Consider the following 20,991-nt stretch of genomic DNA (forward strand, 5'->3'; position numbering starts at 1 on the left):
GTTAATTTTCCTGTTCAATGAGAGGTCGGAGGGGATTGGAGGTCAGGTCGCGCGTAAAAATCCGCCATGCGAGCCGGTCCGGCCCGGTTTCCGCGCGGCGCGTTTTCTCGCGCGAAGTCTTTTGCGAATGGCAGCCGATGCAGAGCGTTTGCAGGTTCGCCAGATCGAACGCCAAATGGGGGTGCGTGCGGATTGGCTTGATATGATCCGCGTCCAGCCGCGCCCCACGCGCGCCACACTGGACACACGCCCAGCCGTCCCGGCGCTTCGCCAGCGCGCGCAGCGTCTTCCAGCGCATTGTCCGGTAGACATGGGCACCAGCCCGCCCTGCTTCGCGATTCATGCCCATATCGGCGCCCTCGCAATCTTGACGGGCTTGGACACGAAGCGCTGGCCCTCGGCCACGGCAAGAATGCTGGCCGCAATGGCATCAATCCGCCCGGTGGAACGCGCCTTCGTCAGCTTGGCGTTCATGGCGTCATCCATGACGACAAGCGCATCTGCCGCAGCAGAGCGCAGCAAGAGCGACGGAACCGTTTTCACGGCATCATCGAAGACAGCCTTGCGGAACGCCTCCACGTCCTGCCCGCCATCGCGAAAGCCCTGCCCCCGAAACACCACCGGCACTCGGATGCCAGCCGCCGCAAGCGCATCCTGCAATTCAGCCTGCCGGAAGCGGTCGCAGACCAGCGCGCGCACCTCGGCATCGCCCACAAGCGTCTCCCAGACCTGCCGCAGCCACGGCCCCACCTGCACCGTGCTCTCGCCCGACAGGCTCAATTCGCCCCGGCGGTGCATATCCTCGTATCGGGTTTTCACGCCGTCGCTTTCGCCGCGTTCGGCAAGGCCGGGCTTGTTCGGGAAAGTGCCCAGCACTGACAGCAAGCCGGTTTCCGGGAAGTAAATCGCCGCCGCAGACATCGATCTGCTTCCGCCCATATCAACACCCAGGAACGCCGGACCTTCACGCTCCGGCAATTCATCCGGGCCGACTTCGCAGGCGGCATATTCGTCCACCGTCAGCAACTGGGCCTTGCCCGCATCCGAAACGCGCTGATTAAGCGAATATAACCGAAACCCGGTCAGAGCCTGACCCCCGCGCGCGATCGCCACGCGGGCCTGTTCCTGCAACCATTTGAGCGAGGGACCGATACCGTATTCGCTGCCGGGATTGGCGGCCCGGATACCGTCCAGATCGTCCGCAGGCTGCCCAAGCGGCGCGCGATGCTCGATAATGAATGAATGCGGCGGCGGGTTGTCCAGCATCTGCGAGAATGGATGTTCATCCCCGCTGGCACTGGTCGATATAATGACCATCTTGGCCGAGCGCTTCCCGGCCGAGGTTTCCAGCGCCGAATGAAGCTGCATCCCCTTGTCAGGATGCCAGTGCCCAAACTCGTCTTCCACTATGAAGGTGGGGCTGAGTCCGAGCAGATTCTTGGCGTCCGCAGCAACCGCGCGGATCATCCCGCCGCCATTGCCCGAATAGCTGATTTCAAGCCGGGGAGCCTGCCGGAACGTAAACAGCGCCTGTTCTTCCGGCGGCATCAGCCCGACAATGGCCTGCACATACTCCCAAGAAATGCGGGACTGTTCTTTCGTTCGAGCGGCGATCACGGTGGAACGGCGCGGCTGCGGATCAGATATGCCCATGGTATGCGCCAGAGCGAGCGCGGCCGAGATCATCGATTTACCTTGACCACGCCCCACCGACAGCAGCGCGGTCATGGTTTCCGGCGCGAGAACGCCCCGGATGAAGTTTTCCTGAAAAGGTGCGAGGACGAAAAATTCGCCGTGCAAGGGACCCTCTGGCACACGCAAAGAGCGGATGAATGCAAGGGTTTTTTCGGCCGGTTCATCAGAGCGCGCGCGAAGAGAAGGCCCCTCCTCGTGGCGTTGTCGGGGGTTCCCCACCGGGGGGCATTGGGACCGTTTTCCCTTTGTTATCAGCGTATTGGCAGCCCCACTCATGAGCGCCGCGCCTGTATCTGGTAGTGGATCGCCCCGCCGGGCCGCGAATGCACCGGCGCAACCGTCAGGATGGTCAACACCTCGCCACCAACCGTCACAGTATCGGTAGGCTCGGGCGGGTTAAGCTCTGCCGTCTCGGGCGCGGCCAGCACGCCAACAAGGTCATCAGCCTGCATCATCGCTGCCGCGACCAGTTCCGTCGCCGCACCGGTTGCGATGAACCGCAGCGTCTCGCTAACCTCTATTGGCTCGGAGGGCGGGTCCCATTCATTTTCGGGAGGCGGTCCCGGCACAAACCGCGACAACACAACATCGCCGCCATACTTGGCAAGTAGTCGATCATTGGCGGCATTGAATGACATGCCCGCATCATAGCACTAATGCCAATACTGTGTAAGTATCACAAACAATAACAATCAGTAACGATCAGGTATAACGTTATCTATATTACCATAAGGCGGGACACCGGGACAGCGGGACACCCCTTAAGGGGTGTGTCCCGTCCCGTCCCGCTTGAATGTCCGGGACAAGAACTAATTTTGTCCCGTCCCGTCCCGGTTGTCCCGCCCTTCACGTTGCATAACGATTGCCATCCGCACCACGGGTTCGGTGGTCAGGTAAACGTCATTGGTGACAGTCATTAAGCCCTTATCGACCAATGCCTTACGGCCATTCTGGAAAGCCTTTTTCTTCGCGTCCGTATTGTCGCCCGTATGCTTGGCATAGAAGGCAGTGCGCCAATCCTCCGCATGCACCCCTTGCAGGCCCTCTTCCGGATCAAAGACGCCATGAGCCGCAGCCGCAGGGACATAGGTTTCACGGGCAAGCTTGGCATTCCTGCTCAATTTAGCCGGGGCATCGTCGCTATCGTCGCCCTCGGCAGGAATTAGCACCGCAGACCCCATAGGTTTGCCTTCAGGATCAAAGCCAAGGTCTATATCTTCAAGGCTGAACGTCGCGGGTGCCCGCTCGGGAGCATCCTTCATTTTCGTGCAGATTGCTTTTACCGTGTCCCCGCTCTTGTTGACGCGATACTCAAAATCACAAGCCGCCTTGAGGGCAATTGATCCTCTGGCCCTGTCCGCGCCTTCATGGCCTGAATGATGCGCAACAGCGACGGTGCTGCCGGGAAACGCCGCGCGCAGGTCGTCTAACTTGGCCACAAAGGCGCTCATGTCCTTGGTAGCATTCTCGTCACCGGGGCCATAATTGCGGGCCAGCGTGTCGATACCGATTGCGGCGGGTGGACCTTGAACCGCTGCTAGCCTGTCTTATTCATGAGGCCGCCGCTCCGGGCTCGTTCGGCGGTGATCTGACATTGGCGGCGTGGCCTGGACGTGCGCCATCGTCGGCATTTTTCACCGCGGCAGGATCAATGGGCTTTTCGAGGTTGATGGACGGGGCGGGGGTCAGCGGCACTGCCGCGCTGGCTATGTTGGTGCAGGCCGGAGACCGATGGCGATGGCTCTGAACACGCTGGCATCGGGGCAGGCTGACGCTAGCCGCAAGCGGATGCGCGAGGCGTTCTCGATGACGCGGGCAGCGACCTTGAGCAGCCGGATGCGCAGGGTTGCGAACTCGGCTGCAGCCAGTGCCGCTGCTTTGGGGATTTCCTGCTGGATACGCCACATCAGCCAGTAGGAGGCGGTGTGCAGGATGAGGCGCATCTGGTTGGCATTGGCCGAGCGGCACGAGGTTCGGTCGCTGGCGAGCTGGGACTTGTGGCGCTTGATCAGGTTCTCGGCCTGACCACGCGCGCAGTAGAGCGTGTCGTAGATGTGCTCGGCCGATCCTGTTGCCAACGAGGTGACGACATAGCGGATGTCCATGCCCAGCGTGCTGGCCTCGATCCGGGCGACGACGCGGCGCTGGCACTGCCAGGTCTTTGCGCCGTAGCGGGTCTCGGCATAGTTACGCAGGACCGGGCATTGGCGCTGAGCCCGCCTGACCGCGCAGGCATCGGCGACCGCGACAATGACCGGATCGGTGCGCAGCGCGGCGTTGGTTGGCAGGCCGAGCACGTAGTCGATGCCGTGGGCCTCGCAGAAGGCCATGACCTCGGGCCGGCCATAGTGCCCGTCGCCGCGGATGGTGATGTGGGTATTGGGCCAGTGCCGGCGGATGTGGCGCACGAGGCGTCGGATGTGACCCGCCGCTTCGGCACCCGACGGTGTCTTGCCGGTGCGCAGCAGCATGGCGACCGGGCGGCCAGTAGCGGTGTCATAGACGTGGACCGGGAGGAAGCAGCGCTCGCCATGGTGGCCATTCCAGAACGAGAGTTGCTGATAGCCGTGGACGACATCGCAGGTGTCGTCGATATCGAGCGTCACCGCCTTGGGCGGCACGGGATAGCTGGCGCAGTATATGCCGATCATCTCGGCCATCATCCTGGCCAACTCGCGTGTGGTCGGCGCATTCTCCCAGCGGCTCATCGTCGGTTGGCTGGCGAGACCCGCGCCCGATCCCGGCAACTTGCCCAGCGCCAGGCGGAAGCCTGGATCGTCACGCAGGGCGTCAAGGTCATCGGCATCCTCGTAGCCGCACGCGATCGCGAACACGCGGGCGCGCAGGATGTCGTCGAGGCGATGGATCACCCGCGCAGGAGAGCGCCGGTCGGCAATGCAGCCCGCAAGCCGCCGGCAAATCCCCATCGCGCGTTCGGCCTGTGCCAGCAGCAAAACCCCGCCATCCGAAGTGAGGCGGCCACCGTCGAAGGCTGCGGCGACTTTCTTGCGATGCACCGCTGGGAATCGGAATGGGCTTGCGATATCATCGTTCATGGCGGGTGTGGCCTGTGACATTTTCTGCCCTGCGACAGGGCCGGCGTAGACACCCAGTTCCTAAAACAGATCAGAGGCTTATGCCACTCCCGCCAACCCTTCAGGCCGCACCCGGTGAATAAGACGGGCTAGCTCCCGAACGGCCTGCATCACATCATCGGCGTGATCTTCATTAAGGAATTGTGCCGCTCGAACGGATACAAAGAACGGCAGGCCATCGAGCGAAACGCCATGACGCGTCGCCCAGGCATGAATGCGGCGCGTAAGCCCATTATGCCCTTCGCCGGCGATATAGAATACCGGGCCTTGCTTAACCTCACTCCCATGGAAGGGGATACCCGCCGCAACACACAGCAGCATGTCGAGCATGAGAAATGTCTTGCCGCCGCCCGGCTGGCCGAACATCACCCCGAAGGAATCCCGCTCAATCCAATCTTCGATCAGAAAATCAGGCGAGCTTAATTTCAAGTCGCCCGCTGCGACAAAGCGGAATGCCCTCCCGCCACCTTCCCGGTCTGCCTTGCCGTGGTTGGCTTCGGCTTTCGCAGCCGGTTCCGGCTCGTCCATCGCCTCCCAATCGGCAGGATCAAACTCCTCCTCAAGCATGGTCGCCGCTCTCCCGAACATCAGCAGTGCGGGCGAGGATGCAGGCGGGAATATTTTCAACCGGAAGGCCGTGGATTTCCTCGCTAGTCGTGGTCCGCAATTCCAGCAGAAGGCCGCAGACCTGCCCCATCAGGCCCCATAGGCGGGCCTTGACGTAGCTTGCTGCGGGATCGCCCGACAGGTGCGCCACGTCGAGCAACTGGGCAACATATTGCGGCAAATCCTCCGCAGTGCGGCGCAGGCCATCATTGCTGACGCTCAGAACCCGCGAAGCAAGTTCCAGCGCGCCTTCATGTTCAACAATGTTCGATTGCTCGAAGATACCCGCAAGCATTTCGGCGGCCGGATGGTCCACAAATGCCTTTCGCGGAATAAACTTGTCGCCATGCTTGTTGCGCCAAGCCTCAACGCGGGCGTTCCACTTGGCCACATCATCGCGGGCGCTCTTGCCACGTTCGCGGATATAGGCGTGAAGACCCGCTACTCCATCCGTATCTTCTTGCGTTTCGCCGGTGTTTTCGCTACTGTCTTGTCCGTCAAAGTAACGCATTGACCCGCCCCCGGCTTCATCGCCGGGGGTTTTTCTTTTCGTAGTCATCCGGCGGCCTCCGATGTGCCATCAGAGAAGGGGCACTCGGCAGCCTCTGCACGCTGTTCCGCCCATGCGCTCGCCTCAGCGTAGTCCAAAAACCAAGCGATGGTGTAAGCGCCATCGTGAGCATTTGCCAAGACAGCCCAGCCATCCACGCGCAGCTTCATCGGTGAAATGGAAATAGCGGAAATGAGTATGGGATAGCTCATGCCGCCACCTCGCGCGAATTGATCCACTCGAGGATTTCCGCCTCGCGCCAGTAACGCCGCCGGGAAATGTAGATCGGCTTCGGGAAATTTAGGGCGTCGTCGTGCAGCCAACGCCAAATCGACATGTCAGAAACGTCACCGCATAGTTCTCGGACGGCGGCTGATCCTATAAGTTTATAATTCATCTAACGGGTCCTCTGTGGTTAGAACCCGTGCTATTATTCACACAACTAGCCGGACGGCAAAAGAATGCGTCCCCAGTTATCAATCCAATAATTGGGGAAAATAATCTCGGTATTTTTTCTCAAGCGCTTCCAAACTCGAACGGCCAATGCCGTATTTTTCTGCGATCTCGACTTTCTCGGCCTCCTTCTGTCCGCTTGCGGCACTAAGCGATTGTAATTCCTTAATTACGACCACCTCCCAAATGCTCGGTTGATCGTTAGGTAGTATCTTTCGCGGTTGGCCAACGTCCTTCCGATCCTGTTCTCGCAGCAGAGCGGCAAGAGCCTTTCGGGCGAAAATGTCGGTAATCGCGGTATCGCCGTCCAGCCGCTCCAGATTACGAGCAGCTTCGCCCCACCGGCCTTCACTCAATGCGTATTCCAATTCGTTTTGCATCACCCTGCCTCCGCCAGCCGCACAACATTATCCGGCTTGCCCTCGACAAGCTCCGTCACGAACCGGCCCCATGCTTCCAGCGCCTGCCGCTTCTCGTCCGCGTAGTCGTGACGCTGATAGACCGACACAATACCGGCAGCCGTGCCGCTGACATGGTTTAGCACCGCCTCCGTTACCCGCACCGGAATAGCTAACCGTGCCAGACCAGTAGCAGCCGTTCTTCGTAAATCGTGGAAGGTCCAACGCGGAATCTCGACCGGCTCCTTGCGTTCTTTCGTGGCGATCTCGGCCATCTTCTCGACAAGCCGGGCATGGCCCTTGGCAAAGCCGGACACGGGGGTGTCGCCCGTGGTGGTGAATACAAAGCCGCTGCCAGCGATACGCGGGACATTGGCCAGCACGTCCAGTGCGGCTTTCGATAAAGGCACATCATGCGCCCGCCCATTCTTCACCCTATCGGCTGGCAGGCTCCACAGATCGCCCTCAATCTCGGCATAGGGCATTGCGGCAACCTCCTGCCGCCGCTGGCCGGTTAGCAATGACAGCTTGCCAAACGGTCCCCATGGATAGCCCACTTTGTCGCAGGCTTGCCAGAACCAGCGGATTTCATCGTCTGTCAGCACCCTATCGCGCGCAACTTCCTTCGCCACCGGCTTCACGCTGGCGGCCGGATTCATGGCCAGAATATCGCGCTCCACACACCAATTGAAAAACTTGCCCGTATAGGCCCGCACGCGGTTGGCCGTGGTGACGCGCCCACTATCCGCGATCTTGTCCAGCAGGTCGATAACGTCCCGTTTCGTGATTTCGTGAATGTCGCGCTCGCCCCATGCCTTCACAACATGAGCGTCCAGCGTCCGCCGCACCCCTGCCCCGCTGCGCAGCTTTGAGAGATGCCGCTTGTCGAATTGCTCAACCAGCGTTTTCACCTTGTCGCGTTCGGTAAGCTGCGCCTCGCGCCGGTCAGCCTTGGCAGCCTTCTTTGCTACCGCCGGATTGCGGCCATGCTCTACCTCTTGCAGCGCATCGCCAGCAGCCGTCCGGGCTTCGCTAGTTCCCATGATCGGCCACTTGCCCAGCGTCAGCTTGGCAGGCTTTCCGGCGAACCGATAGCGTAACGCCCACGACTTCGCGCCGCTCGGCTGGACCACCAGATATAGTCCTGGCGTTGCCGGATGCGCGATTTCCACCCGCTTGGCCGGGTCCGGTTTCAGGGCTTCAATTCCCTTCACCGTAAAGCTGATTGCCTTAGTCATATGGTCCTCTGGGGTAACGCTGGGGTAACAGATTTGGCCGTTTTGGCCCGTTACCCCGCGTTAGTATCAGAGCATAACAAAGCGCGCAAGACCACCTATTTCAATAGGATAAGGCACCTAGGACGTTTTGATTTGTTAGGGTGCGTTTGGGGGCTGATTTTGTCTCTTAATCAGCGGGTCCTTGGTTCGAGCCCAAGTGCGTCCACCATTTTCCCTCGTTCATAATCAAGAAGTTTACCTCGAGGCCGGCGACAAGCTTGCTCCGCGGACGGCTCTCACTGTGATCATTTTTGGTCTGTGCCCGGCGAAATCAGCTGGTCGGCATCGGGCTAGAGATGCTTCACCGACATGTGCGCATAACGCCGCCCTCACCCTACCTTTGCCAACGAGAGGTCCGTGCTGGGCGAGCGCCCGCCGCATCTCTTATCGGATGGAATGCTCGACGCGGATCCCGCCAGGGGTTCGTGGGCGAGGCTTAGGCCATCCTGCCGACGACAGCTTCGATCACCGCGCGGTGGCCCTCGACCACCGGCAGGAGCAAGCCGCCGTCCACCTTGTCGATGGTGTCGTCAGCGACATGGCACCAGCGGTGAATGCCGAGGCCCGCAAAGGCGTTGGTATATCCACGATCGATAATCGAAGAGAGTTCGCCGGCGCCTCCCACCACTTCGATCGGCTGTTCATACCCGGCCTGCCCCTGGAACGCACGCAGCACATCTTGCAGAAGAGAGGGTGAGCACATCATTGCCCGCTGGGGATCGGCGGAGGACAGCAGTTCGTTGCGTCTGCCAAGGACCTCGAAGGCGTCGCGGGTGGCCAGCCCCGCCCCCAGATGGGTCCAAAGCAGCGTGTCGGTCGCGGGCGGCCCCTCTGATAGGGCATGATGGGTGCCGACGAAGTCGAGTTCGTGCCCGCCGGTACAAATGGCGAAAAGCGAATGGCTGGGAAAACGGACTGCCGCCCAATGGCAAAATTCTAGGAACGCGGCGATACCGGGACCGCGCTCGCCTGCACAAATGCCCCAGCCCGACCTTGGAGTGGAAAAGGCCAGCCATTTCGATCCGGCCTTTCGGGAAGCCACAATGTTGCTGCTTTGCCCGACGGAAGATGTGCCGGTAACCGTTAGCCTCGCCGGTCTGCCGGCAGCCGCGGCCTTGATCACCGGAGGCAGATCGTCTGGTGCCAGCAGTGCGATGGGCACTCTTGCCGCCGGCTCCAGCTTGGCATTGAGGGCGATTATCTTTCCGGTCGGCCCGGTGGTGACAATGATGATCGCAGCTGGCGCGTGCGGCACGACCGCCTTGAGAAAGGTGGCAGCGCTGCCGCGGAACAGCGCAGCATGTCGGTCATAGGGAAGGATCAAGACGGCGATCTTGTCGCGAACCGAGGGCGCCTCTACCGGATCGCGAACAAGGCACAGCGCCGCCTCAATCCCTGCGCGCGGAGTCGTGATCACGATCGGTTGCGGCATCACCGGAAGGCGCGCTTCACCGACGCTCAGCTCGGCGACGCCAGGTGCGAAGGTGGGGACGTCGAACTCCGTCAGCCGGACGTCGAAGCCGGCGGCGCTTAATCGCTTTCCAACCCAACGGGCACTGTCCCGGTCGCCCTTCGAACCCGACAGCTTGCTTCCGAACGCCGCGTAGGCTTCCATGTCCGCCTGCAACCGCTCGCGCAGCGGATGAGACGGCCCGGCGCCCATCGCAGGCACCGCTGGCAGGGATGCCAGCGCGGTTGCGCCAAAAGCACCTGCCGCACCGGTCAGCAATCCTCTTCGGTCGACCATTTCCCTCGTCCTTCTTGCTCGGTTCCGTTCACAGGCCGGGTTCCATCTGGTCCCACGGCGCAACCGGCTTGCAGTGCGCCAGCAAGTCTTCGATGATCGCTTCGATGGTCGGCTGATGGAGCTTTACTGTCGGGACGAGGGCCTTGAGCCACAGGGATCGTGGGGGAAACTGCGGCATGAGCGGAATGAGCGCACCCGCCCTCACCGCCTCGCGTGCGACGAAGGCAGTCAGCAAGGCGACGCCCCCGCCATCCATCGCGGCCTGGCGCATGATCAAAGGATCGTTGACCGAAAACTGCGACTGGATCTGGATAGCGATGGGCCCTGCATCGCTCTCGAACGACCACAAGTGTCCCAGAGCGGGCGAGGTCAGGCAGCGGTGACCGCTGAGCTCGCTGGGATGTTCGGGCAGGCCCCGCTTCGCGATATACGAGGGCGCCGCGCACAGCATCAGCGGGTATTCGCACAGGGGAATATCGGTGACGTCGGGGTAAGACGGCGGGAGGGCGCCGATGGCTAGGTCAAAGCCTTGTTCAACTGGATTGACCGTTTTGTCGATCAGCACCACTTCCATATTGATACCGGGATGGCGCCGGGTGAAATCAAAGAAGAGCTTGCCGAAATAGGTGCTTGCCACCGACGTGGGGCATTTGATGCGCAGGTGACCATCAAGCGCCTTTCGCGTTCTCTGCGCAGCGGCGACCAATTCGTCGGTCTGTCTTACAAGAGCGGCGATCTTCGCGTGCTGTCGTTCGCCGAAGGGTGTCATCTCGGTATTGCGCGTGGTGCGCAGAAGCAGCGGTGCGCCAAGCTCGTCCTCCAGCCGCGCGATCCGCTTCGAGATGACCGATGTCGTCACGTTCAACTTGCGACCTGCTGCCGAAAGGCTGCCGGATTCCGTCACGGCCAGGAAAGCACGCATGTTGAGAAGCGTGTCCATCAGACCCCCGACACGGTCACCCTGGCGCTCACTTGAAGGAAACCTTGGCTACCGCGATCCCTTTTTCACCCGCCACGGTGTAGTAGAGATAGATCTGTCCATCGTCATCAAGCACCGCCGGATCACGCAACGCCCTCTCACGGTCGGTCACCATCCCGCCGCGCGACGCGGTCAACGGCAGATCTTCGCCCTCCGCTGTGCCCGTGGGGCGCAGGACTTCGATAGGGGACGAGGCGGTCCACTCCGACCAGTCCGGACGAAGGTCCACTTTCGAATAGAATATACGCTCGGGCATGTCGCCGACCATGGTGTAGAATACGTGAAGATCGTCGCCGATCTGGACGAGACCGGAATGGCGCATCTCGTCGAGAATGCGGGGCCCGCTTTCGAACGGCGGCAGCCCATCTACTGAGCGGGAAAACTGTCCGCTGCGTAGCCAAAGCGGATAGGCCGTCACCTTGTCCGCCATGCCCAGGCCATAGACTGCACCGCGATAGCGGAACATGCGGATATAGGGCGTCGTCGCTGCGCCGGAGACCGCAGTAAACGCCAGCCCGTCTTTCGACGATGCTACGAAAGTCCTCTGCTGATAGGGCCGACCGCCATAGTCGCCGCCGGGCTGCTCGGTTGGCCCATGGAAATACATCATGATCTGCTTGTTCGCCTCATCGACGATCACGTCGGGCGAGGCGATGTGATGAATCGCGCTCGTCTGCTCAAGGCGCAGCGTGCCTGGCTCATAGATTGTCCACGGACCACGCGGATCGTCGGCATAGGCCAAACGGATGTAGGTGCCCCGGTGGTGCGCGAAATACATGTAATATTTGCCGAGCGGGTTCTCCACCCAACTCGGCACCTTGATGACAGCGGGCCCATTGATGTTATTGCCCAGTTCGCCTTCCAGGCCAGGCATGCCCGGATAGATCAACGGTCCGTCGCCGATCCGCTCGACAACGACCTTGGTGGCGACAGTATCGCTCGGCCGCTCACTCGGCGCCTTGGGCGTTTCTGTCCCTGCAGCAGGTGCGGGCAGGCCCAGCGAGAGTCCTGCGGCAACGCCCGCGGCAACCAATCCTGCGAAGAACCCTTGGGGCGCCATGGTAATGTATCCTCCTTGGTCCGTCGCTCTATCAGACTGAAGCGGCGGGCGCTTGCGTGGCATCCGTCGCTGCGTCGTCCTGCAGGAAGACGCCTTGGCGCGCCAGTTCGCTGCGCAGCGAGCGGATGTCGACCGCGCGTGGCTCAACTCGCGCAGACACAGCTAGCGCGGCCGCGGCCCCGGCAGCCTGCCCGGTGAGCCAGCACTGCGGGATCTCACGCATGAAGCCATGCGAATTCGCGTCACAACTGATATGTCGCCCTCCGACCAGCAGGCCATCTAGCTGGCGTGGCACGAGGGCACCATAGGGTACTGAGATCACGGGATATTTGAGCGAGACGGAAGGACTCACGCCGATCTCGTCCGGCAGTGCAACGCCATCAGCCCACTGCCCGCGCAGCACCTTGCCCGTGCCGGCGAGGCGGCGTGTGTGCCGGACCCCAAGCTGCGGCGCACTTTGCAGCATATAGGCGTTCTCGAAGCCGGGCGCGTTTTCGACGAAGAAATCGCAATGCGACTTCATAAAGCGATGAGAGCGAATTTCCAGCTCGGTCTGATCGTCCACGTCCAGCGCGGAAAGTCCCGACTGCCGCGGCCCGAGGAACAGCGCGATGTCGTTTCGCCACGAAACGTAAGGCGGCTGGAAAAAGCCGAGGCGCTCCCGGCCGAGGCTCGCAAATTCCGCATATTGTGCTGGATCATTTCCGCGGAAGGCCAGCCAACGATCCATGTCCACGCCGCCCAGCATAAAGGCCGTGTTGGCGCTGTGGTGCACATCGCCCTGCTCGATGTCGGTTTCGAACTGGGCCCCCGCGCGAGAAAATACGTCGCCATCTCCCGTCGCATCGACCACGACCTTCGCCCGCAGGGCCTGACGCCCCGCCTTGGATTCGAAGACCACCCCGCGCACCGCGCCATCGGATACGATCGGCATGGCGGCCCAGCTGTGGAAGACGATGCGGACGCCCGCCTCTATCAGCATTTCCTGGCTGATCAGCTTAAGCCGTTCCGGATCGAGCGTGGGAGACCAGCAGACCGTGCCGTGGAAGGCGGCAGTGCGCTGCCCCCAATAACTGGCCTTCTGCGGATCGCGCGATCCCCAATCCTCTGGCCGCGGGCCGGAAAGGCCAGCCTCCGGCATCCGGTCGAGTACGTCGGACGCGAAACCGCGGATCACCTGACGACCGTTCCAGTCCGTCATCCGGTCGATCCAGATAACCAGCCCGCCGGTCGATAGTCCGCCGAGATGATTGTATCGCTCCAGCAGCACGACGTCCGCACCAGCCTTCGCCGCGGCCCAGGCGGCAGCGGTGCCGGCCGGACCGCCGCCGACCACGAGCACATCGCACGAGTGATAGACGGGGATCTCCCGGCCCGGCTCGTAATGCGTGCCGGTACCGTTCGCTCGGCTGAACTGCCGCCGTTGCGCCTCGAACACGTCGGAACCGAGGAACCGGTCTTCGGACCGCCGCACTTCCTGAACTTTGACCTTATCCATGCGGCTTTCTATCCCGTCTTGAGAGCCTCCCGTCCCCCCCAGTTGTGTTGGAGGGAGAGGGAACGGGAGGTGCGTTTTGGAAGAACTGCGGTCAGATGCTGAAGCGCACCCCCAAGCGATAGGCGCGACCGATTTGGTCGAACATGGGTGACTGCTGGTCGGGGAACGGCGGCGCGACATCAAACAGGTTGTTCACGCGGAGAAAGACCTCGCGACTGCCATCGGCATCGGGTGAGATGTCGTAAGTCAGGTTCACGCTGGTGTAGAACGTGTTCTTCGTGTCGTTGATGTTGATCGTGTTGAGCGCGCCCGCCCCAACCACGAAGCTGTTGTCGATCTTGCCGCCTTCGAGCCACCGCAGGTCGAGCGTGGTCGCGATCCGCCCGATCTCGTGAGTGATCAGACCTGTCGCGCGCCAGTGAGGCGTCACATACTCGCCAGCGCTTTCCTCCGTGGTGGCGGTGTTGGCAGCCGTGATCGCCAGGCTCTTCAGATAGGTCCCCATCAGGCGCACCGACAGATTGCCAGAGCCATCGCCGAACACGCGATCGAGTGGCGTACGATAGGCGGCTTCGAAATCGATGCCCTCGGTTTTCAGGCTGTCGAGGTTCTCGAACCTTACAGTGACATTGCTGATGTCGCCCGTCGGCGAATTGCCGGCGGTCGTGACCAGCGAGCAGAACTGCGGGAGGTTGTCGATGTAGCAGCGTTCGAGCACCTCGTTGGCCGAGATCGTGCCGATGAGACCGCGGATCTTGATGCGGTAGTAGTCGACCGATAGCCGCAACCCGCCAGCCCAATCCGGCTGATACACCGCGCCAGCGGTGATCGTGTCGGCCTTTTCGGGGTCGAGTTCGGGGTTGCCGAGCGAGAGAACCTGGGTTGTGTAGGTTGTCGACCGGCGCGGGTCGCGCACATTCTGCCGGCTCACCGTCTCGGGAGCGAAGAGCTCCGAGAAATTACCGGCGCGAATGTCGCGCGATCGGGTGGCGCGCAAGCGCAGCGAATCCGTCAACTCCCATGAAGCACCGACCTTCCATGTCACCACTCCGCCGGACGTGCTGTAGTCGGTATAGCGCGCCGCCAGGTTGAGGTCGAAAGATCGGGCGATCACGGCATCCTTCAGCAGCGGCACGTTCACCTCGCCGAAGACTTCCTTCACGTCGTAGCTGCCGGCGACGGGCTGGCGGGAACCGCTCTGCCACTGATTGGCCTGCGAGAGCGGGTCCGATGTCGCGTCGATCGATTCCCTGCGGTACTCGGCACCGAACGCTGCGCTGATCGTGCCGGCCCAGTTGTCGAACACATCGCCATTCGCGCTGATCGCTGCGACGCGCTGCTTGGTCACCAGGTCAAACCGCGAGGTGCCGGTGATGTAGGCGATCGCCTCCGGCGAGGGTGAGCCAAAGCCAAAGAGGTTGAACGGCACACACGCCGCATCGTCGTTGGCGGTGCTGCCATCGGCGTTTACGCGGCAGACGATCTGGTCGCCCGACTGCACGGCATCAATCGCCTTGCGATAATTGGGCATGTTGATCTGCCCTTCGTACTCCTGGACGAAGCGGTTGCGGCCGTATTGGAAATAGGCGTTCACATTCCAGTTACCGAGATCCAGATCGGCGCCAACCACTCCGCGATAGACCGAGGGCGATCCGATCCTGCTGCGGACTGCTCCGAGGCCGTTCTCACGCAATGAACGGCCGAAGTTGAAGCAGGTAACGCCGGCAGCGGCGGCCTGCTCGCGGAAGGCATCGCTCAGGAAGGGGTTGCTGATCGGCACGAGCACGTTGCCGGTCTGTCCGCCCGGGATGATCGTGGCCGAGCACGTCGGATTGCCCGTCACCGAGCCCTGCTGGCGCGGCTCGGCCGCCCGTCCTTCGGAGATCGCACGGGCATAAGTGCCTTCGGCGAAGAGGTTGAGCCGGTCGGTGATGTCGTAGGAGAGACGCGCCATGACTGAGCGGCGGTCGAAGGGCTGCACGAGATTGCCGCCGGGATTGATGATCTCGGTGTAGTTATCAGTCCCCCCGATCATCCGATTGGTGAAGGTCTGGCCATAGCCGAACTGGCCAGTCTGACCGTTCGGCAGGAATGTCGTCCCGCGCAGCGGGCCACTGGTGACGAGGCCGCCCTCCCACAGGTCGGTACGCCGCACATCATCGGCATAGATATTCGCCGGAAGGCCGTTGGTCGCATAGGAGGGGTTGCCGGCAACGCCCCGGCCGACCCACGGTCGCGGGCGATAAGGCGTCATCCCCACGCCCGAGCTGCGGGAATACTCGCCACCCACCAGAATATGCCCGCGGCCCTGGGCGAAGCGAGTGCCGTACGCGAGCCCGACCATCTGGTTGTCGGCATCGCTGTACTTCGAGATGCCTGCCTGGGCGACGCCCTGAAGACCCTCCAGATCGTTCTTCAGAATCAGGTTGATGACGCCCGAAACCGCATCGGAGCCCCACGACGCCGAAGCGCCTCCCGTGACGACCTCCGTACGGGAAATAAGGATCGAGGGAATAACGCTCAGGTCGACGGTCCCGTCGGGCGACGTCGGCACATGCCGGCGCCCGTTCACCAGCAACAAAGTCCGCTGCGGACCGATGTTGCGCAAGTCAGCAGTGACGGTGGAGGAGGAGATGGCGCGCGCTACGCCGTTGCCCGTCGTCGAAAAGGCCGGAACCAGTCGCAGCGCGTCGTCGATCCGCGTAGGCGCGACCGTATCGATCTGCTCGCTTCCGATGACTGACGTTGGCGTCGCTGCGGTGAAGCCGCCGGTGGTGATCCGCGAACCGGTGACGACGATGGGATCGCCTGATGTCGCACCTGCTTCTGCCGGAGCGTCAGCACTCGGAACGGGGTCAGCGGTCTGAGTTTCGCCCTCCGATTCCTGAGCCGAAACAATCGTCGCCGGGGCAGTAAGCGCGATGGCAAAAAGGCAGGCACCCACGCGAAAAAAGCACTGCGATTTCCTGGCGAAGCTCATGATACTCTCCCATCGTTCGCGTGAGGTCGCGAACTTTTCTGTTATTTTGTATCGCGACAGGCTGCGACGCGTCGGTCGCAACATTTATGGTGATCGATCTGTCGTGATCGCGGCCATGCTGAGCAGGCGCGCGCAAGAAGGGGAAGTCAGTAATGATTGACCACAGCTTTCGCGAATCGCGAAAGATGTCACGGGGACTCGCTCGACCCGCCGAGATCAGCGAAGCGAGGGCGGTAACGGTGCTGCGTTGGGAAACGGGCGCTGCGCCAGTGGGTTAAGAGCCGGTGATCCCACTGATTGCTCATGCCAAAACGATGAAAGCAGATCCATGAAGCGCAATGCGTCTTCGTTAGGGCGTGCATCTCAGCCTGATTCTTCACCGACCAGTCGAATGCACGAACACGACACGGAGTTTCTCCAATGTTGCGATCGAAAGCTTCCTCGCGGTATCCACCAGCCGACAAGCTCTCATCGACCTCGCGAGGGAGTCGCCTGGGGCTAGGGAGCCCTATAAGGATGTCCTTTTGGACTTTATAAGCCCCACATAGGTTGCTTTGGCGAACCCCCTCTGTTCTCTGCTTTTCTCCGACAAGTTGCGCAACATTTCTGTCACTGCTGCGAAGGAAAGGCTTGCAGCCGGTCCGGAAGGTCGATGGAATGCGGCGGGCCCGGTTAATCCGGGAGGGCTTGGCGGCAAAGACAGACAGGAGAGGAAAACAATGCCGAGCCGCCCGATGAAACGCATGAGAAGGTTCGCCACCGCCAGCCTGGGAGCCATGATATTCTGCGCGATGGCGCCAGCTGCCACCCACGCCGAGGAAAAGACGCCCAGCCATCCAAATATCATGCTTATCATTCTCGACGATATCGGGATGGATACGACATCCAACGTATATCCCGGCCTTATCGATGGGCTGGTCGAGACATATGGTCCGTCGGGCCTGAACCACCCGGATTACGCAAAGATCAAAGGCGTACCAGCTTCGACCCCCGTCCTAGACGCCTTTGCCGCAGAAGGCATGACATTCAGTGAGGCCTGGGCGCAGCCATTCTGCTCGCCCACGCGCGCTTCGATGCTTACAGGCCTCTATGCCTCCAAGACGGGCGTGCGCGACTATACCAACTGGCTGACCCAGAATAGCCATTCGGTGGCAGAAGACCTGAAGGGCGCCGGCTACAATACGGCAATATTCGGCAAGTGGCATATGGCTGGCCTCAACCAGTATCCCGGCATGAAGCCTAAGGAAGCCGGTTTCGATCTATTTCGCGGCAATATGAACGGCGCGATCGAGGACTATTGGAACTACACCTACCAAGTGCAGGACGCGAATTCCGCGCCCGGTGACGTGCGCAGCGAAAAGGCGCCGGTCAATTCTCTGCCCGGTATCGCGCCGACCTCCTATGCGCCCGTTACCAAGATCGCGGATGCGATCGGCTGGATCGAGGATCAAGAGAAGGCAAGCCCGGACAAGCCCTGGTTCGTTTGGATGGCCTATAACCTCTCGCATATCACCCCTCAGCGCGAAGCGCCAACCGTCGTCCCCAATGCCGACGCGCTGGACGATGCTTCACGAGAAGAAATGGCAGCCTGCGGCGGCGAGTTTGGCAGCAAGAATGTCGGCGATTGTTCCGCTGAAGCGCTCAACCGGGCCATGACGAATTCGATGGATACGACGATCGGTAAACTGCTGGATTATATCGACCGGACCGCCCCAGATACTTACGTCATCATCCTGGGAGATAATGGCACGCCCATGTATGGCCGGCCCAGCACCAATTTCATCGACAATATGTACATCACGCGGGTCGGGCGAGGGAAAGGCACCGGCTATGAAAGCGGCATGCGGATCCCGCTGATAATTCGGGGGCCGGGTATCAAGGCCGGCACGACAAGCGATGCCGTGGTCCATGTCGCCGACCTGTTCTCAACCATCCTCGATTTCGCCAAGGTAGCGATCCCGCAGATGGTGCCGAACCGCGAAGGGACCGCGATGGTGCCGCTCGACTCTCGATCGCTCGCACCGGTGCTGTTCGAGGGGAAGGCGGAGGTGCGCGACCCCGTCCACAACTATATCGCTGCGGAAACTTCGATTCCCGTACTTGGCGCCGGCACGCCCACCGGGGAGAAATCTGAATATCAGGTTGCCGTCCGCAACGGCACTTACAAAGTACTCTGCATCGAGAAATCAGGCAGTACCGATTGTCAGTTCTACAACTTAGTTAAAGACCCGATTGAGGAATATCCGCTTCAAATCCCAGCTAATTGTCCGGCGAAAGTGAGCATGTCCTTCTCCGCGACCGATGAGGCGGGGAATTACTGCTTCCTCCGTAATGCAATACGGGAGCAATCGGACCTCTGATCACCGGAAGAATTGGAGATGATCGGGCCCATCCCCAGCGGTATGGGCCCGACAACTCAGGCAAAGCCGCATATTTGCCAGGAGGTCGGGCGCAATTGTTTCGACCGAGCGTTTCCGCAACGTCTGAGGTGGAGCGGGAAGCGGCAATTAAGCGCCGGAGAGAAGAGGGATTGCCATCATAGCGGCTGACAGTACCCACAACAGGGCGATGATACGTCTCGATGGCGGCACGTTTCGCATGGGTTCGAACGACCACTATCCTGAAGAAGCGCCCGCGCGGGAAGTGACAGTAGATCCCTTCGCGATCGATGAAATCCCGGTCACCAATGCGGCCTTCGCGGCATTCGTGCGGGACACGGGCTATGTCACTCTCGCGGAAACGGCACCGGACCCGAAAGATTACCCGGGAGCCGATCCCGCCTTGCTGCATCCCGGTTCGTCCGTCTTCACGCCGCCGACGCAGTATCCGATCAAGCCGGATCCGATGTTGTGGTGGAGCTATGTGGCAGGGGCCGACTGGCGGCATCCGCAGGGCCCCGTATCAACCATCGACGATATCATGGACCATCCGATCGTGCATGTCGCTTATGAAGACGCGCAGGCTTATGCCGCCTGGGCGGGCAAGCGCCTGCCAACCGAAGCCGAATGGGAATTCGCCGCGCGCGGCGGGCTGCAAGGTGCAGCCTATGCCTGGGGCGACGAACTCGCACCGGAAGGTAAGATGCTGGCCAATTACTGGCAGGGGCCCTTCCCCCGCAGCAATCTCTGCCTCGACGGCTATGAGCGGACGTCGCCAGTCCGTTCCTTCCCGGCTAATGGCTATGCCCTGTTCGACATGATCGGCAATGTTTGGGAATGGACTAGCGACCTTTACGACGTTTTCGCCCCGCAGGCCAAACCCTGCTGCACGCCCGAGGGGAACGCCGGCAACGGCGAGTTTCCCCGCATGGTCATCAAGGGCGGATCGCATCTTTGCGCAGAGAATTACTGCCAGCGCTACCGCCCAGCAGCGCGCTATCCGCAGACAGTCGATACTTCCACTTCGCATATGGGTTTCCGCTGTGCTAGCGATTAACCTTCACCGCCCAGATTTCTCTTCGCGGGTCCGCCCGTTCGCGCTGCCGGGCGACCAGAAATAAAAGGCAAAGCGACCCGTTGCCGAAATCTGATCGCGGCAAGAAGGAATTCTGAGTTCAGAAACATGTAAGGCCGGCGGGAGGGACTGATGGCGCGAACCGGTGACGACCTGACGCTTGGGCAGTTGCGGACCTTCGTGTGCGTCGCGCGAGCCGGAAGTTTTATAAAGGCGGCGGACAGCCTTGGAATTTCGCAGCCGGCAGTCAGCGAGCAGATCAATCTCTTGGAGGAGCGCCTGGGGCATATGCTGTTCTACCGGCGAAGGGGAACAACTCCCGAACTCACTCCCTATGGCCGGGAAGCGCTGGAAAAGGCCGATTACATCATCGAAGCCGTCAACAGCCTGATGAAGAACCCGGAGACGTCGGTCTCCAAACCTGTCGTCGTCAATATCAGCATCGGCCCGCGGCTGCATGACAGCTACCTCAAGCCGCTGCTGCCACGGCTCTATCGCGAACATCCTCAGATCCAGATCAATTCCCAGCCTCTCATCCCTTTTTGCGATGTCGGCAAGGCTTTGCAAACGGGGGCTGTCGATCTTGCAGCCTACTCGATTTCGACGACACCGCGCGGCTGGGTGAAGGAGCTGGTTCCGGTCTGCAGCGCCCCGGCCGTCCTCGTGGCACCGCCCGGAATGGGTCGTGAATTGGCTCCCGGCACGAAGGCGCTGGCTGAGTGCCAGTTCCTGTTCCCTGGCGACAGGAACGTCATTTCATCCTGGGTCGAGCAGGTCTTTGCCGAACTTGGGATAGTCCCGAAACTTGCCCCCATCTTCTTTCAGCATGCGGATGTGGTTCTGCAACTCGTGGCGGATGGCCAAGGTGTGAGCGTCCTGTTGCACGAAACCTGCATTGACAGCATCAAGGCGGGAAAGGTCGAAATCGTCGAGTGCCAATTGTCGCCTCTTCAGCGGATCATCGGCCGTTCGCCCCATGCTCCAAGCGAAGCGCGCATAGTTGAAGAATATCTGAGCCAGGCGCTCAGTGCAGGCTGCGAGGAACCGACCCGAAACATGGTGCGATAGGCGCGCCGGTGGCGTGGGCCGCAGCTCCGCTCATTTACCGCGGACAAAGAAATGGGGCGGCGTCGCTTGAACGACCCCGCCCCACTGCTTTCGGCCAGCGCCAAGGGAGGTGGCGATGGCCTTGGTGAGGTG

The 20,991-nt window shown here is 61.2% G+C and carries 19 protein-coding genes and 1 tRNA gene; 4 read left to right on the forward strand and 16 right to left on the reverse strand.

Annotation, left to right across the window (positions count from 1 at the left end; all coding sequences use genetic code 11):
* Position 1 precedes the first annotated feature (1 nt).
* From AEB_RS12510 to AEB_RS12560, 11 genes are all read right to left on the reverse strand, one after another.
* On the reverse strand, positions 2-343 hold the full coding sequence (locus AEB_RS12510; RefSeq protein WP_197714428.1) for an HNH endonuclease: 342 nt from the start codon (positions 341-343) through the stop codon (positions 2-4).
* Positions 340-1,800: a terminase large subunit domain-containing protein gene (locus tag AEB_RS12515; protein ID WP_197714429.1), complete on the reverse strand. Its 1,461-nt coding sequence runs from the start codon at positions 1,798-1,800 to the stop codon at positions 340-342. The genes AEB_RS12510 and AEB_RS12515 overlap by 4 nt, the downstream gene beginning before the upstream one ends.
* A gap of 167 nt (positions 1,801-1,967) precedes the next feature.
* Entirely contained in the window at positions 1,968-2,333 is a 366-nt protein-coding gene (locus tag AEB_RS12520) for a hypothetical protein (RefSeq protein WP_119083456.1), read from the reverse strand.
* 171 nt (positions 2,334-2,504) lie between these two features.
* Positions 2,505-3,206 carry an AAA family ATPase gene (locus tag AEB_RS12525; RefSeq protein ID WP_119083457.1) on the reverse strand — a complete coding sequence of 234 codons (702 nt, stop codon included), beginning with the start codon at positions 3,204-3,206 and terminating at the stop codon, positions 2,505-2,507.
* Between the two features lie 195 nt (positions 3,207-3,401).
* Positions 3,402-4,751 (reverse strand): IS1380 family transposase, encoded by a 1,350-nt coding sequence (locus tag AEB_RS12530; RefSeq protein WP_172592942.1) that lies wholly within the window; start codon positions 4,749-4,751, stop codon positions 3,402-3,404.
* Positions 4,752-4,829: 78 nt separating this feature from the next.
* Complete coding sequence (locus AEB_RS12535; protein ID WP_172593084.1) at positions 4,830-5,357, reverse strand: AAA family ATPase; 528 nt, start codon at positions 5,355-5,357, stop codon at positions 4,830-4,832.
* Positions 5,350-5,955: a hypothetical protein gene (locus AEB_RS12540; protein ID WP_145985307.1), complete on the reverse strand. Its 606-nt coding sequence runs from the start codon at positions 5,953-5,955 to the stop codon at positions 5,350-5,352. Before AEB_RS12540 ends, AEB_RS12535 begins: the two co-directional genes overlap by 8 nt.
* Positions 5,952-6,158, reverse strand: coding sequence for a hypothetical protein (locus AEB_RS12545; RefSeq protein WP_119083460.1), 207 nt, complete (start codon positions 6,156-6,158; stop codon positions 5,952-5,954). The genes AEB_RS12540 and AEB_RS12545 overlap by 4 nt, the downstream gene beginning before the upstream one ends.
* On the reverse strand, positions 6,155-6,283 hold the full coding sequence (locus AEB_RS12550; protein ID WP_197714430.1) for a helix-turn-helix transcriptional regulator: 129 nt from the start codon (positions 6,281-6,283) through the stop codon (positions 6,155-6,157). The genes AEB_RS12545 and AEB_RS12550 overlap by 4 nt, the downstream gene beginning before the upstream one ends.
* Positions 6,284-6,422: 139 nt before the next feature.
* Positions 6,423-6,779 carry a hypothetical protein gene (locus AEB_RS12555; protein WP_119083462.1) on the reverse strand — a complete coding sequence of 119 codons (357 nt, stop codon included), beginning with the start codon at positions 6,777-6,779 and terminating at the stop codon, positions 6,423-6,425.
* Positions 6,779-8,035, reverse strand: coding sequence for a tyrosine-type recombinase/integrase (locus tag AEB_RS12560; protein WP_119083463.1), 1,257 nt, complete (start codon positions 8,033-8,035; stop codon positions 6,779-6,781). Before AEB_RS12560 ends, AEB_RS12555 begins: the two co-directional genes overlap by 1 nt.
* Before the next feature lie 120 nt (positions 8,036-8,155).
* Here AEB_RS12560 and AEB_RS18195 point away from each other — a divergent pair.
* A tRNA-OTHER gene (locus AEB_RS18195) sits at positions 8,156-8,243 on the forward strand.
* Positions 8,244-8,510: 267 nt separating this feature from the next.
* Here the strand turns inward: AEB_RS18195 and AEB_RS12565 are convergent.
* From AEB_RS12565 to AEB_RS12585, 5 genes are all read right to left on the reverse strand, one after another.
* Positions 8,511-9,803, reverse strand: coding sequence for a hypothetical protein (locus tag AEB_RS12565; RefSeq protein ID WP_145985308.1), 1,293 nt, complete (start codon positions 9,801-9,803; stop codon positions 8,511-8,513).
* Positions 9,804-9,849: 46 nt separating this feature from the next.
* Positions 9,850-10,761, reverse strand: a complete 912-nt coding sequence (locus AEB_RS12570; RefSeq protein WP_119083465.1) for a LysR family transcriptional regulator — start codon at positions 10,759-10,761, stop codon at positions 9,850-9,852.
* Positions 10,762-10,789: 28 nt separating this feature from the next.
* Entirely contained in the window at positions 10,790-11,860 is a 1,071-nt protein-coding gene (locus AEB_RS12575) for a hypothetical protein (RefSeq protein WP_119083466.1), read from the reverse strand.
* 31 nt (positions 11,861-11,891) lie between these two features.
* Positions 11,892-13,358, reverse strand: coding sequence for an FAD-dependent oxidoreductase (locus tag AEB_RS12580; RefSeq protein ID WP_119083467.1), 1,467 nt, complete (start codon positions 13,356-13,358; stop codon positions 11,892-11,894).
* A 91-nt stretch (positions 13,359-13,449) separates the two neighbouring features.
* A complete protein-coding gene (locus AEB_RS12585) occupies positions 13,450-16,338 on the reverse strand; it encodes a TonB-dependent receptor plug domain-containing protein (RefSeq protein WP_172593085.1) in 2,889 nt (962 codons plus the stop codon).
* Positions 16,339-17,057: 719 nt separating this feature from the next.
* On the opposite strand from AEB_RS12585, the gene AEB_RS12590 reads away from it, so the two are divergent.
* The 3 genes from AEB_RS12590 (at position 17,058) to AEB_RS12600 (ending at position 20,859) form a co-directional block, all read left to right on the forward strand.
* Complete coding sequence (locus AEB_RS12590) at positions 17,058-18,698, forward strand: sulfatase family protein (protein ID WP_119083469.1); 1,641 nt, start codon at positions 17,058-17,060, stop codon at positions 18,696-18,698.
* A gap of 208 nt (positions 18,699-18,906) precedes the next feature.
* A complete protein-coding gene (locus AEB_RS12595; RefSeq protein ID WP_119083470.1) occupies positions 18,907-19,773 on the forward strand; it encodes a formylglycine-generating enzyme family protein in 867 nt (288 codons plus the stop codon).
* 150 nt (positions 19,774-19,923) lie between these two features.
* Positions 19,924-20,859, forward strand: a complete 936-nt coding sequence (locus tag AEB_RS12600; RefSeq protein WP_119083471.1) for a LysR family transcriptional regulator — start codon at positions 19,924-19,926, stop codon at positions 20,857-20,859.
* Positions 20,860-20,991: the final 132 nt, after the last annotated feature.

The organism is Altererythrobacter sp. B11 (assembly GCF_003569745.1).
In the GTDB taxonomy this organism is placed as follows: Bacteria; Pseudomonadota; Alphaproteobacteria; order Sphingomonadales; family Sphingomonadaceae; genus Croceibacterium_C.

Excerpts from the sequence above, each read along its gene's own strand:
- AEB_RS12580 (WP_119083467.1), bottom strand. The coding sequence starts at position 13,358 with ATGGATAAGGTCAAAGTTCAGGAAGTGCGGCGGTCCGAAGACCGGTTC.
- AEB_RS12520 (WP_119083456.1), bottom strand. The coding sequence starts at position 2,333 with ATGTCATTCAATGCCGCCAATGATCGACTACTTGCCAAGTATGGCGGC.
- AEB_RS12595 (WP_119083470.1), top strand. The coding sequence starts at position 18,907 with ATGATACGTCTCGATGGCGGCACGTTTCGCATGGGTTCGAACGACCAC.
- AEB_RS12550 (WP_197714430.1), bottom strand. The coding sequence starts at position 6,283 with ATGTCGATTTGGCGTTGGCTGCACGACGACGCCCTAAATTTCCCGAAG.
- AEB_RS12575 (WP_119083466.1), bottom strand. The coding sequence starts at position 11,860 with ATGGCGCCCCAAGGGTTCTTCGCAGGATTGGTTGCCGCGGGCGTTGCC.
- AEB_RS12510 (WP_197714428.1), bottom strand. The coding sequence starts at position 343 with ATGAATCGCGAAGCAGGGCGGGCTGGTGCCCATGTCTACCGGACAATG.
- AEB_RS12545 (WP_119083460.1), bottom strand. The coding sequence starts at position 6,158 with ATGAGCTATCCCATACTCATTTCCGCTATTTCCATTTCACCGATGAAG.
- AEB_RS12535 (WP_172593084.1), bottom strand. The coding sequence starts at position 5,357 with ATGCTTGAGGAGGAGTTTGATCCTGCCGATTGGGAGGCGATGGACGAG.
- AEB_RS12560 (WP_119083463.1), bottom strand. The coding sequence starts at position 8,035 with ATGACTAAGGCAATCAGCTTTACGGTGAAGGGAATTGAAGCCCTGAAA.
- AEB_RS12530 (WP_172592942.1), bottom strand. The coding sequence starts at position 4,751 with ATGAACGATGATATCGCAAGCCCATTCCGATTCCCAGCGGTGCATCGC.
- AEB_RS12590 (WP_119083469.1), top strand. The coding sequence starts at position 17,058 with ATGCCGAGCCGCCCGATGAAACGCATGAGAAGGTTCGCCACCGCCAGC.
- AEB_RS12600 (WP_119083471.1), top strand. The coding sequence starts at position 19,924 with ATGGCGCGAACCGGTGACGACCTGACGCTTGGGCAGTTGCGGACCTTC.
- AEB_RS12555 (WP_119083462.1), bottom strand. The coding sequence starts at position 6,779 with ATGCAAAACGAATTGGAATACGCATTGAGTGAAGGCCGGTGGGGCGAA.
- AEB_RS12585 (WP_172593085.1), bottom strand. The coding sequence starts at position 16,338 with ATGAGCTTCGCCAGGAAATCGCAGTGCTTTTTTCGCGTGGGTGCCTGC.
- AEB_RS12540 (WP_145985307.1), bottom strand. The coding sequence starts at position 5,955 with ATGACTACGAAAAGAAAAACCCCCGGCGATGAAGCCGGGGGCGGGTCA.
- AEB_RS12570 (WP_119083465.1), bottom strand. The coding sequence starts at position 10,761 with ATGGACACGCTTCTCAACATGCGTGCTTTCCTGGCCGTGACGGAATCC.